The sequence below is a fragment of the Variovorax sp. KBW07 genome (assembly GCF_003852515.1).
GTDB lineage: Bacteria > Pseudomonadota > Gammaproteobacteria > Burkholderiales > Burkholderiaceae_C > Variovorax.
Genome location: NZ_QAJK01000097.1, coordinates 16,234 through 28,178, shown reverse-complemented (window position 1 = coordinate 28,178; position 11,945 = coordinate 16,234). Strand labels below are relative to the sequence as shown.

Below are 11,945 nucleotides of genomic sequence, written 5' to 3'. Positions count from 1 at the left end.
GGGCGCGCCCTGAACGACGGCCGCAAACAGCAAGCCACGAACCCAAAGAACGGGAAGAGAACACCATGTCAGCTCCCCACCGTAAGGCGCCAATTGCCGATCAGGTTGAACGGCGCCCAGAAGAACGGATGCGACATCTTCGGGTCCTTCAGTACGGCGAGTTGCCCGGCCTGCATCGCCTTCTGGATGTCGCGGCCCTTCGACAGCTCGCCGTAGAGCGTGCCCATCAGCACCGCGGTGGCGTCGTCGGACACGGGCCACAGCGACGCGATCAGGCTCGAGCTGCCGGCCGAGAGAAACGAGCGCGTGAAGCCCAGCACCTCGTCGCCCTGCGCGATGCGCCCCAACCCCGACTCGCAGGCCGACAGCGTGACCAGCGCGGTGCCGTCCATCGGCAGTCCGAGAATTTCGTGTGCTTCGAGAAAGTTCTGCTTGCCGCCTTCGTTGGCCAGCAGGATGCGCGAGTACAGCGGGTCGACCGCATCGGCCTCCGCGTGTGCCGCCACGTGCATCAGCGGCGAGCGCGCGGCCACGTCGCGGAACTGGGTCTTGGTGGCGGCCGCGCCCATGTACACGGTGTTGCGCGGGAACAGTTGCGCCAGTTGCTTCACCTCGGTCTCGGCACCGGGCAGGTCGTACTTGTCTTCGATGCGCGGATTGCCGAAGGCCACCAGCGAGGCGCTCACGCGCGGCGTGCGCTGGGCCAGTTGCACGGCGATGCTGATCGACGGCGCCACCGACACCGGGTGCGTCTCGATCACGTAGCGGCCGTCCAGGCGCAGGGCCTGGAACGGCAGGTAGTGCAGCGGGCCGTGCGGTACGACGATGAGGCGCTGGCCCGGTGACAGGCCGAGCGGCCCGAGCAGCGCGGCGCCGAGCTTGTCGGCATTGGCGATCGCGGTGCGGCGGCCGCGCACGATGGAGTTGCGGAAGGTCTCGACCAGCTCGTTCAGCTCGTCGCGCTTCACCGCCACCGTCTTCTCGGTGATGTTGCTCGGGCTCACGACCCACACCACCAGCCGGTCGGGCAGCGCGTGGAACTGCACCACGCGTTCGTCCGCGGCCAGCGTGCGCTGCAGCGTGGCAAGGTCGACGGTGTTGGCCGACTGCTCGCTGATCTTCGCGCGGCCGCGCACCGCGTCGAGCAGCGCGCGCGAACGGCTGTGCTCGCTCACCTCGAAGGCCTGACGCGCGTCGCCCGCGTCGCTGTACACCGACACGCCGCGCTCGAACACGGTCTGCAGGTCCGAGAACAGGCCCATCTTGAATTCTTCGCTGCGGAACCTGGCGCGCACCTTGTCAACGCCGCCCAGCGCCTGGCCCACGGCCTCGGCCGCGGCCTGCTTCTGGCCCAGCGCGATTTCGCTGCGCGCCACGCCGTCCCAGGCCCAGAGGCGGTAGTACTCGGTGTCGGCGCCGACCTGGCGCGCCGTGAGCGCGCGGTACATGTCGCGCGCCTCAGCCGGCTTGTTCTCGGCCAGCAGCAGGCGCGCACGCGTGCGGTCGAGCTGCGCGGTGAGCGGTGCGTCCTTGGGCGGTGCCATGGTGCCGAGCACCTCGCGTGCGCGTGCGGGGTCGCCCGACTCGATAAGGGCGTTGACCAGCGAGGCCTGCACCAGCGGCGCATAGCGCGGCGAGCTGTTGGCCAGGGCTTCGTCATAACTGAGCACCGCGCCGGAGAAATCGCCGCGCCGCGTGCGCACGTCGCCGATCACCTTCTGCACCGGGCCGACCACCAGCTTGGGGTCGCGCGCCGGATGCTTGAGCGCTTCGCGGGCGAACTCCTCGGCCTTTTCGAGCTGGCCCGAATAGCTGTAGACGATGGCCAGATCGCGGTTGGCCATCGCCATCAGGTTCGGGTCGTTGGTGGCGTTGGCCAGGTGCAGCGCCTTGCTGGCGGCGCGCACGCTCTGTCGAAACTCGCCGGCCTCGGCCAATGCCACGGCCTGGCTGCAGTACTGGTAGCCCGAGAGCTTGACCGCGTCCTGGCCGTACAGCACCGCGCCTTCGCTGGTCAGTGCCAGCAAGGTGTCGGTGTCGGCCAGCCGCGCCTGCTCCATGCGGTCGGCGGCGGCCTCGGCGCCCGACGCCTGTGGCGATTGCTGTTGCTGCTGTTGTTGCTGCCGCTGTTGCTGTTGTTGTGCCGTTGCAGGAGAAGAAGGGCCGAAGCCCAGGAGAAGCATGCCTGCAAGACCCAGCGCACCCGCGACACCCGCACGACGACGTGCAGGGCGCTCCCATCCCCATCTCGAAAACCACGCCATTGGACCCCCGCGCGGGGCCGGTGCATCCGCTGTTGCTGCGGATGCCTGGCGCGTCGAAAGTGCGCGCCGTTCAGGCCTCGTGGGGAAAGTCTAGGAGCGGGGTCCCGCCGCGCCTATTCGCAATACGGTCTAGCGCAAAAGGACTAAGGGCCGCGGCCTGCAGGCACCTTCTTCGCCCTTACGCCGGTACGGCGTCGATGTTCGCCCGGTCCCAGTGCCGGTGCTTCGCAATGGCCGCAATGAAGTCTTGCGCAATCTGCGTGACGGCGGTCGCATCGCCCAGGTTGGTGACCGGCGTTGCCGCCACCACCACGCCGGCCGGCGCATCGCCGTCCGCAGTGATGCCCAGCGTGGACAGCAGTTGAACGCCCTCGCCCACGGTGCAGATCGCCTTGCAGTGCTTGTACGCCTCCAGCACGAAGTGCACCGCATCGCCGATGCCGGCCATCGCTATGGCGCTGTCGGTGCCCGCGGGCACCAGCACGGCGTCGAACATGACCGATGGCGTGTTCGCGAAGGTCATGTCGACATCGATCTGGCGCTTGGACGCGCTGGCCACGGTGCCAAGCTTCGGGCCCACCACCTTGCATTGCGCGCCGGCCTGTTCGAGCGCGTCGCGGATCGGCTTCAGCGAAGCCGAGTCGACACCGTCGGCCACCAAAATGGCGATCTTGCGTGTGCGGACCGAACCATCTCCGGTGTCGGCCATGCTGAGCGCGGGCGACTCGTCGATGGGCAGCGCAATGCGATGGTCGCGAAAGCCCGCACGGCCTGCGGCGGCCTTGGCGTCGGGCTCGCCGATGCCCAGCGGCTCGGCCACGCGGCGTGCGAGTTTTTCATCGACGTGGGCTAGGTTGTCGACCATGCGCTGGCGAATCGCCGGCACCTCGAGCTTCGACAGTTCGAAGCGGAAGGCCGCAACGATGTGTTCCTTCTCGGCCGCGCTCTGGCTGTTGAAGAACAGCCGAGCCTGCGTGAAGTGGTCGTCGAACGACGGGCTGCGCCGGCGCACCTTCGGCGGATCGATCTCTTCGGGGAACGACTGGAAGCCGTTGCTGCCGCCATCGACACGAAACTCGGTGCCGCTGCCCAGCGTGTTGGGCTCGTAGGCCACCTGGCCGCGCGCGATGGTCTGGCGGTGCATGCCGTCGCGCTGGAAGTTGTGGAACGGGCACACGGCCTTGTTGATCGGCAGCTCGTGGAAGTTGGCGCCGCCCAGCCGCGAGATCTGCGTGTCGGTGTAGCTGAACAACCGCCCCTGCAGCAGCGGGTCGTTGCTGAAGTCGATGCCGGGCACAACGTGGCCGGGGTGAAAGGCCACCTGCTCGGTCTCGGCAAAGAAGTTGTCGGGGTTGCGGTTGAGCACCATGCGGCCGATCTTCTGCACCGGCACCATCTCTTCGGGAATCAGCTTGGTGGGGTCGAGCAGGTCGAAGCCGAGCGAGTGTTCCTTGTCCTGCGGAATGACCTGCACGCCGAGTTCCCACTCGGGAAAGTCGCCGTTCTCGATGGCTTCCCACAGGTCGCGGCGATGAAAGTCGGCGTCCTTGCCGGCAATCTTCTGTGCCTCGTCCCACACCAGGCCGTGGATGCCGAGCTTGGGCTTCCAGTGGAACTTCACGAAGTGGCTCTCGCCGCGGCTGTTGATGAAGCGGAAGGTGTGAACGCCGAAGCCCTCCATCATGCGCAGGCTGCGCGGAATGGCGCGGTCGCTCATGGCCCACATCAGCATGTGGGTGCTCTCGGGCATGAGCGAAGCAAAGTCCCAGAAGGTGTCGTGCGCGCTCGCGGCCTGCGGCATCTCGTGGTGCGGCTCTGGCTTGACGGCATGAATGAGGTCGGGGAACTTCATCGCGTCCTGGATGAAGAACACCGGGATGTTGTTGCCCACCAGGTCGTAGTTGCCTTCGCGGGTATAGAACTTGACGGCAAAGCCGCGCACGTCGCGCACCGTATCGGCGGATCCGCGCGAACCGGCGACGGTCGAGAAGCGCACGAAAACGGGCGTCTTGACGTCCGGGTCCTGCAGGAAGTCGGCGCAGGTGAACTGCGACATCGACTTGTAGACCTGGAAGTAGCCATGCGCCGCCGAGCCGCGCGCATGCACGGCGCGCTCGGGAATGCGCTCGTGGTCGAAGTGGGTGATCTTCTCGCGCAGGATGAAGTCTTCGAGCAGCGTGGGGCCGCGCGCACCCGCCTTCAGCGAGTTGTGGTTGTCGGGAATCTGCAGGCCCTGGTTGGTGCTCAGGTGCGTGGGATGCTCGACGGTGAAGCCCTCGAGCTGCTGTTGCTTGGCATTGCTGCCGTCGCCCGCCTTGGCGCTGGCCCGGCGGCCTGCGGCGGCCTTGTTCTGTGGCGTCATCGGGGACTTGGAATCTTTCATGGGAAGGGCGCTCAGCCCGCTTCGTTGTTGTCGAGGAACATGTCCAGCACATTCACCAACGCGACCAGGCAAATGCATCCCGCAACGGCGGCGACGGCCCAGACAAGAATCTCGTCGCCCCATGCGGTGGTCAGCGAGTCGAAAAGCGATGAAAACTCCATGATTCCCTCCAAGGAAGCAGACGGGGCGGGCCGCGCGGAGGCACAGGGCTCCGGCGGGTTTGCAGGTGAAGTGCAAGCTTATGTTTCGCATGCACCGCGCCCCGTAGTGGCCGCCCTCCCCCCTCTGTGGGAGAAGCGGCGGGTGCGCGGTAGGAGCGCACCGACAGCGCATCGCGCCGGCCTACGACGCTTCGCGCGTACTGGCCGTGGGGCGCGCACGGGCCTCTCGCATAGCATGGGCAACAAGGCGGCATCAATCGTGCTTGTCGTCTTCACAGTGTCTCGCGCACCGGGCGCAATCACCCGGACCACCCCAGGGAAGAAAGAAAGAACGCCATGCAGATCAGGATCGGTTTCGACATCGAGCTCGGCGTCACCGCCCCCACGGCGCTGATCTACATGCTGCAGGTGCATCCGTCGCGCGCCGCCGACCTGCAAGGCAGCGAGCACATCACCATCAGCCCGCCGCTCGCCACGGACCACTACCGCGACAGTTTCGACAACCACTGCGCGCGCGTGCACGTGCCGCCGGGCGTGAGCAGCGTGCGGCTGCGCAACCATGCGGTGGTGTACGACACCGGCTGGCCCGACCCCGTGGACCTGGGCGCCATCGAGCACTCGGCGGCCGACCTGCCGGTGTCGGCGCTGCCCTTCGTGCTGCCGAGCCGCTACTGCGAGGTCGACAGCGAGCTGCTGCAGTTCGCATGGGCGAACTTCTCGAACGTCACGCCGGGCTGGCCGCGCGTGCAGGCAATCTGCGACTTCGTGCACCGGCACCTGCGCTTCGACTACCAGAACGCGCGCGCCACGCGCACCGCGCTCGAAGGCTACCGCGAGGGCACGGGCGTGTGCCGCGACTTCGCGCACCTGGCGATCACGCTGTGCCGCTGCATGAACATTCCGGCGCGCTACGTGACGGGCTACCTCGGCGACATCGGCATTCCGCCGGTGCGCTACCCGATGGATTTCAGCGCGTGGTTCGAGGTGTACCTGGGCAACCGCTGGCACACCTTCGATGCGCGCCACAACACGCCGCGCATCGGGCGCGTGGTGCTGGCACGTGGACGCGACGCGGCCGACGTGCCGATCACGATGGTGTTCGGGGCGAACACGCTGCAGCGTTTCGACGTGACGACGGAAGAGGTGCTGCAGTAGCTTTTGCTTCCGGTTTTGCTCCTTCCCCTCCCGGGGGAAGGCTGGGATGGGGGCAGGCCTTCGATCAGGCGCGGTGTTTTTTTTGGAGGCCGTCGTGCCCCCACCCCGACCCTACCCCCGGGAGGGGAGGGAGGGAGAAAGACAAAACAGAAACCCGAAGCGCTGCTACCTGGCGTAGCCCAGCAGCTTCATCGCCGGCGCCAGCCCCTTGCGACTGCGCTCCATCGCAGCCCATGGCTTGTTGCCGATGTCGAAGCGCTCGCCGGCATTGGCCACGGTCCATTGCGCGGCGCCGGTCAGCACGGGCAATTCGTCCCACGCCAGCGGCACCGACACGCCAAGCCCCGGCCGGGAGCGCGCCGACCATGCGCTGACGGTCGTGGCACCGAAGCCGTTGCGCAGGTAGTCGACAAAGACCTTCCCCACGCGGTTGCGCGGACCGCTCTTGGCGACGAAGCGCGAGGGAATGGTCTGTGCAAGGTGCACCACCACGGCCTGCGAGAAACCCTTGACGGTGTCCCAGTCGTACTGCCGCCGGATGGGCACCACCACGTGCAGGCCCTTGCCGCCGCTGGTCTTGAGGAACGAAGGCAGGCCCAGTTCGTCGAGCAGCGCGCGCACCAGCATGGCCGCCTCCTGGATCTGCTGCCACGCCACGCCCTCGCCTGGATCGAGGTCGAAGGTCATGCGGTCGGGCTTGCCGATGGCGCGCGAGGTGGCGTTCCAGGTGTGCAGTTCGATCACGTTCATCTGCGCGGCACCGAGCAGGCCGGTCTTGCCGTCGATCTGCAGCAGCGGCTCGTGGCCCGGATCGAGTGCCGGATCGAGCAGGCGCACGCCGGGAATCTCGCGGTTCTGCACGTGCTTCTGGAAGAACAGCTCGCCACCCACGCCTTCGGGCGCGCGCACCAGCGACACGGGCCGACCGCGCAGGTGCGGCAGCATGAGCGTGGCCACGCGGTCGTAGTAGGCCGCAAGCTCACCCTTCGTGGTGCCGCTGTGCGCGTCGATCACGCGGTCGGCGTGGCTGATCTTCAGTGCCATCGGTTTCGTCGCTCCCTTGCTCTTTTTGGTTGCCGGTGCCTCGGCGGGCTGCGCCGTCTCGCGCCGGATGTCGCGCGCGGGCTTGTCGGCGCGCAACCCCTGGAACACGGCCTGGCGCACGCGGTCTTCGCGGGTCCACTCGCCGAACGAGACTTCGGCCACCAGCGTGGGCTTGACCCACTGTGCCTTCACGCCGCGCGGTGTGGGCGTGAAGGGGCAGTCGTCGGTGATGAGCCTGTCGAGCCGGGCCTTGATGTCGGCGAGGCGGTTGGCGTCGAAGCCGGTGCCCACGTTGCCGCAATAGCGCAGGCGCCCGGTCGCTTCGTCGTGCACGCCGAGCAGCAAGGCGCCGAAGCCGGCGCGCGTGCCCTTGGGTGCGGTGAAGCCGCCGATCACGAACTCCTGCCGCTGCTGGTTCTTGAGCTTGATCCAGTCGGGCGAGCGGCGCGGCACGTAGGCCGAGCCCTTGCGCTTGCCGACGATGCCCTCGAAGCCGATGCGCGCCGACGAGGCCAGCAGGTCGCGCGGCGATGCATCGAAGGCTTCGCTCAGGCGCAGCGGCGCGGGCGGCCGCTTGCCGAGCAGGCGGGCGAGTTGCGCGCGGCGTTCTTCGACCGGTGTGTCGCGCAGGTCCTGCCCGTCGAGAAAGGGCGCATCGAACAGCCAGTAGACGATGGACGACGTGGCGCCGCGGTCGAAGGCGTTCTGCAGCGCCTGGAAATCGGGCGCGCCGTTGTTTCCCTCGACGGTGATTTCGCCGTCGAGCCAGGCCGCATCGGTGGAAAGCTTCGCGAGCGCCTTGGCGAGCGTGGGCAGCTTGTCGGTCCAGTCGTGGCCGTTGCGGGTGAAGCAGCGCACCTTGCCCTTGTCGATGCGCGTGAGCAGGCGGTAGCCGTCGAACTTGAGTTCGTAGAGCCAGTCGCCGGGTGATGACGGCGGCGACGCGGCCAGGGTGGCGAGTTGGGGCTGCAAGGTGGCGGGCAGCGCGACCTTTGTTGCGGGCTTTGCCGCGGGCTTCTTTGTCGCTGCTTTCCTGGCGACCGTTTTGGCTTGCGTCACTTTCTTCGGCGGGCTGTCCACCTCGTCCACGCCCAGCCCGGTCAGCACGCTCGCGGGCCGCGCTTCGAGCACGTCGTAGTCGGCAAGGTCGCGCGCCTCGTCGTCGCGCTCCTTGATGAGCAGCCAGGGCTCGTGCGTCTCGTCGCCCTTGCCATGCATGCGCACCAGCGTCCAGTGGCCGCTCAGCTTCTCGCCGCGCAGCTCGAACTTGAGCTTGCCGGCCGCGAGCCCCTTGCGCGCGTCGCCATCGGGCAGCCAGTCGCCGCGGTCCCAGACGATCACCGTGCCCGCGCCGTACTGCTTCGGAGGAATGGTGCCCTCGAAATCCGCGTACGAGATCGGATGGTCTTCCACGTGCACGGCCATGCGCTTCACGGTCGGATCGAGACAGGGGCCCTTGGGCACGGCCCAGCTTTTGAGCGTGCCATCGAGTTCGAGCCGGAAGTCGTAGTGCAGGTGGCTGGCGTGGTGCTTCTGGATGACGAAAGACAGCGCGCCCTTGCCCGCGCGGCCGCCCGCCCTGGGCTCGGGCGTGCGCGAGAAATCGCGCTTGCCGTGGTAGCGGGACAGCGCCTTGTCCTTGAGCGTGCTCGGAGTGGTCGATGCGGTCGCCATGGCGATGATGCAGATGCCGTAATCAGGCCGCGCGGCGCTGGCGTGCCGTGGTCTTGGACGCCGTCTTCGAGGCCGCCTTCACGGCGGGCTTGCGCTTCTTCGCCGCCGCGGGCCTGGCGCGCGGTGCGGGCTCTTCTTCGTCGCCATCGCCTTCCTCATCATCATCGGCCGCGGCCTTCGCCTTGCCACCGCCCTTGTTGCGCAAGCTGCGCTGCAGCAGCTCGGTCAGGTCGATGATCTTGGCGCCCTTGCCTTCGGTCGACTGGCCTTCCTCGGGCTCGGGCTGCGTCACGGTCTCGGTCTGGCCGGCCTTCACCTTCTTGTCGACCAGCCGCAATATCTCGTCCTTGAACTCGTCCTTGAATTCGGCCGGGTCCCACTCGGCACTCATGTCGTCGACCAGTTGCCTGGCCATCTTGAGTTCGCGGTCGCTCAGGCCCGCCTTCTTCGCATCTTCGGAGGGCAGCGGCAGGTCGGTCCAGGGCCGGATGTCGGCGCCCCAGCGCAGCAGGTTCAGCACCAGGCCAGGGCCCACGGGCACCAGCACCGCCAGGTGCTGCTTCGTCTGGATGACGACGCGGGCCACGCCCACGCGCTCGCTGCGCTGCAGGGTCTCGCGCAGCAGCGCGTACACCTTGGCGCCCTTGTTGATGGGCGCCACGTAGTACGGCCGCTCCAGGAACACGAAGGGAATGCCGTTGGCCGGAACGAAGGTCTCGATCTCGATGGTCTGCGTGGTCTTGGGGTACGCGGCCGCGATTTCCTTGTCGCTGAGCACCACGTATTCACCGTCCTCGTACTCGACGCCCTTGACGATGTTCTCGCGCGTTATTTCCTTGCCGGTCTTCTTGTTGATGCGCTTGTAGCCGACCGGGTCCATGCTGCGCTTGTCGAGCCAGTCGAAGTCGATGCCGTGGTCGGTGGTGGCCGAGTACAGCGCCACCGGAATATGGACCAGGCCGAAGCTGATGGCGCCCTTCCACAGGACGCGCGGGGCGGGGGCTTTTCGGGTGACGGGCATGGGCACACTCCTTCAGTCTTGGAATGTGTGCCGCGCCCGCTGCCGCGCGGTGTAGGAACCCGGCGTGAAGAAGCGTCAGGTAGCGCCAGCCACCGGCCCGAGTTGGCGCTCGCTGGGATGCGCGAAGTAGAACCATTCGGCGCCGGGCAGCGCCAGCGCATTGGGGAACACGATGAAACCGTCTGCGGGCGCGTTCAGCATCGTGCCGTCGTGGCGCATGCCGATGGGTTCGCCGCGCCGCACTTCGTCGAAGGTGGCCCAGTCGCGCACGAAGCTGTCGTCTTCGTGCAGCCGGTCGGTCACGCTGGCCAGCCGCAGCAGCTTCGGCGGCTGCGGCGGTGCGCCCGCCAGGCCCGGCGGCAGCGGCGCCATGCCCAGCAGCGCCAGCGTGCGGCGAATGGCGCGCCACGCCACCTCAGGGGCCTGCGGGTCCTGGTGCTGGCCGCATTCGAGCGTGACGCCGTAGCCGCCGCAGCTGCGGATGTATTCGTTGGTGCCGCGGCCGAAGTCGAGCGCGGCCTCGTCGGCCGGTGCGCCGCCGGCGCGCTGCGCAAGGCCGGCCGCGTAGATGTCGAGCCAGCCCTCGACCACGATGGGCGTGCCGATGTGCAGCGCGAGCTGGCCTTCTTCGTACGAACGGGCAAAGGGCTCCAGCGTGCCGGTGTTGTCGCGCGGGCCGATCATGGCGAAGGCCTCGCCTTCGCTCTGGAAGGAATGCAGGTCGAGCAGCACCTCGTGGCGCGCGATCAGCGGCGCCAGCCGGTTGGTGACGCGGGCTTCGTAGTCGGTGGGGTCTTCGCTCGGGCGGAACAGGCGGTTCAGGTTGCGCTCGCCCTCGCGCTGCAGGCGCCGCCGCGCCAGCGGGTTGGCCACGGGCACCAGCGTCAGCTCGCCGCGCTGCAGCCGCAGCGTGCCGGCCTCGAACTCGGCCAGGATGCGCTCGATGCCTTCGGTGCCGGAGGTTTCGTCGCCATGCACGCCGCCGATCACGAGGAAACGCGGGCCGGGGTTCAGCGAGGCGAAGGTGTGGATGCGCAGGCTGTCGGTGGCCGCACCGGCAAAAGGATCGGAAGACATGCGGGGATTATTGCGGAGGGCTTTCCCTGTGCGCAAAGACGCTATTTATTTCATAGCCGGGCAGTGCGGCGTGCCATGCGGCATCGCCGGCAATCGGGCGCCTACAGGGGCTGCCTTGGCTGTCCTACCGGGCGGCGGGTGGCGGCGCGGCAGTCTTCGGCTCTCGCGTTTCATTCATTCATTCAAACCCGCCGACCGAAGGAGCCTCGCATGAACAAGACCAACAAGGCCAAGACACACCCCAGCGATCCGGTGAAAGACGCGGGCGGCGGCAAGACCAAGGTCGAACAGGGCGGCGAACCGGCGCCGCGCCTGCCGCACGAACGCGACCAGTCGTCGGAAAGCCAGCAGACGCAGGACGGCCAGCCGACGAAGGTGGGCCGCCAGGCCCATGAAGACGTGGAGCGCGGCCTGGTCGATACCGACCGCGGCCTGGAGGCCAACCGCGTCTACGACGACAACAAGAAGGTCAGGCGCTGACGCCGGCCAGCTGCTTGCGCATGTCGCCGATCACGGCGCCGTAGTCCTTGGCGTTGAAGATCGCGCTGCCGGCCACGAAGGTGTCGGCGCCGGCTGAGGCCACGCGCGCGATGTTGTCGGCCTTGATGCCGCCATCGACTTCCAGGCGGATGTCGCGGCCGCTCTGCTCGATGCGCTTGCGCGCGAGTTCGATCTTTCGCAGGGCCGAGTCGATGAAGCTCTGGCCGCCGAAACCGGGGTTGACGCTCATGATCAAGATGAGGTCGATGTCGTCGATGGCCCAGTCGAGCGCTTCGAGCCCCAGGCCCGGGTTGAACACCAGCCCGGCCTTGCAGCCCGCGGCCTTGATGGCCTGGATGCTGCGGTGCGTGTGCGGCGATGCGTCCGGGTGAAAGCTGATGTAGTCGGCGCCCGCTTGCGCGAACGAGGCCGCCAATGCATCGACCGGCTGGATCATCAGGTGCACGTCGACCGGCACCGGGGTGCCGTCGGCCTTCTTCGCGTAGGGCTTGAGCGCCTGGCAGATCATCGGGCCGAAAGTCAGGTTCGGCACGTAGTGGTTGTCCATCACGTCGAAATGGATCCAGTCGGCGCCCCCGGCGATCACGTCGGTCAGTTCTTGGCCGAGGTGCGCGAAGTCGGCGGACAGGATGGAGGGCGCGATGCGAAACTGGGTCATAACCCCG

General features: G+C 67.7%; 9 protein-coding genes. 2 read left to right on the top strand and 7 right to left on the bottom strand.

The annotated features are described in order from the left end of the window. Positions 1–68: 68 nt before the first annotated feature. The 3 genes from DBV14_RS19890 to DBV14_RS33475 form a co-directional block, all read right to left on the bottom strand. Positions 69–2,183, bottom strand: coding sequence for a CHAT domain-containing protein (locus DBV14_RS19890; RefSeq protein ID WP_260397139.1), 2,115 nt, complete (start codon positions 2,181–2,183; stop codon positions 69–71). Between the two features lie 259 nt (positions 2,184–2,442). After that, positions 2,443–4,647: a catalase HPII gene (katE, locus tag DBV14_RS19885; RefSeq protein WP_124461275.1), complete on the bottom strand. Its 2,205-nt coding sequence runs from the start codon at positions 4,645–4,647 to the stop codon at positions 2,443–2,445. An 11-nt stretch (positions 4,648–4,658) separates the two neighbouring features. Next, complete coding sequence (locus DBV14_RS33475; protein ID WP_185546070.1) at positions 4,659–4,808, bottom strand: hypothetical protein; 150 nt, start codon at positions 4,806–4,808, stop codon at positions 4,659–4,661. A 336-nt stretch (positions 4,809–5,144) separates the two neighbouring features. On the opposite strand from DBV14_RS33475, the gene DBV14_RS19880 reads away from it, so the two are divergent. Next, complete coding sequence (locus DBV14_RS19880; RefSeq protein WP_124461273.1) at positions 5,145–5,963, top strand: transglutaminase family protein; 819 nt, start codon at positions 5,145–5,147, stop codon at positions 5,961–5,963. 165 nt (positions 5,964–6,128) lie between these two features. Here the strand turns inward: DBV14_RS19880 and ligD are convergent, their stop codons facing one another. The 3 genes from ligD to DBV14_RS19865 all read right to left on the bottom strand — a co-directional run bounded on the left by ligD (position 6,129) and on the right by DBV14_RS19865 (position 10,779). Beyond that, on the bottom strand, positions 6,129–8,681 hold the full coding sequence (gene ligD, locus DBV14_RS19875; protein ID WP_124461271.1) for a DNA ligase D: 2,553 nt from the start codon (positions 8,679–8,681) through the stop codon (positions 6,129–6,131). A 22-nt stretch (positions 8,682–8,703) separates the two neighbouring features. Continuing rightward, entirely contained in the window at positions 8,704–9,702 is a 999-nt protein-coding gene (locus tag DBV14_RS19870) for a Ku protein (protein WP_124461269.1), read from the bottom strand. Positions 9,703–9,777: 75 nt separating this feature from the next. After that, on the bottom strand, positions 9,778–10,779 hold the full coding sequence (locus tag DBV14_RS19865) for a succinylglutamate desuccinylase/aspartoacylase family protein (protein ID WP_124461267.1): 1,002 nt from the start codon (positions 10,777–10,779) through the stop codon (positions 9,778–9,780). Between the two features lie 210 nt (positions 10,780–10,989). Between DBV14_RS19865 and DBV14_RS19860 the strand changes: the two genes are divergently transcribed. Beyond that, entirely contained in the window at positions 10,990–11,259 is a 270-nt protein-coding gene (locus DBV14_RS19860) for a hypothetical protein (RefSeq protein ID WP_124461265.1), read from the top strand. Here DBV14_RS19860 and rpe read toward each other — a convergent pair. Next, entirely contained in the window at positions 11,249–11,938 is a 690-nt protein-coding gene (gene rpe, locus DBV14_RS19855) for a ribulose-phosphate 3-epimerase (protein WP_124461263.1), read from the bottom strand. The genes DBV14_RS19860 and rpe overlap by 11 nt on opposite strands. Between the last annotated feature and the right edge of the window lie 7 nt (positions 11,939–11,945).

Coding starts and splice junctions, on each gene's coding strand:
- DBV14_RS19890 (WP_260397139.1), bottom strand. CDS start 2,183: ATGCTTCTCCTGGGCTTCGGCCCTTCTTCTCCTGCAACGGCACAACAA.
- katE (WP_124461275.1), bottom strand. CDS start 4,647: ATGAAAGATTCCAAGTCCCCGATGACGCCACAGAACAAGGCCGCCGCA.
- DBV14_RS33475 (WP_185546070.1), bottom strand. CDS start 4,808: ATGGAGTTTTCATCGCTTTTCGACTCGCTGACCACCGCATGGGGCGAC.
- DBV14_RS19880 (WP_124461273.1), top strand. CDS start 5,145: ATGCAGATCAGGATCGGTTTCGACATCGAGCTCGGCGTCACCGCCCCC.
- ligD (WP_124461271.1), bottom strand. CDS start 8,681: ATGGCGACCGCATCGACCACTCCGAGCACGCTCAAGGACAAGGCGCTG.
- DBV14_RS19870 (WP_124461269.1), bottom strand. CDS start 9,702: ATGCCCGTCACCCGAAAAGCCCCCGCCCCGCGCGTCCTGTGGAAGGGC.
- DBV14_RS19865 (WP_124461267.1), bottom strand. CDS start 10,779: ATGTCTTCCGATCCTTTTGCCGGTGCGGCCACCGACAGCCTGCGCATC.
- DBV14_RS19860 (WP_124461265.1), top strand. CDS start 10,990: ATGAACAAGACCAACAAGGCCAAGACACACCCCAGCGATCCGGTGAAA.
- rpe (WP_124461263.1), bottom strand. CDS start 11,938: ATGACCCAGTTTCGCATCGCGCCCTCCATCCTGTCCGCCGACTTCGCG.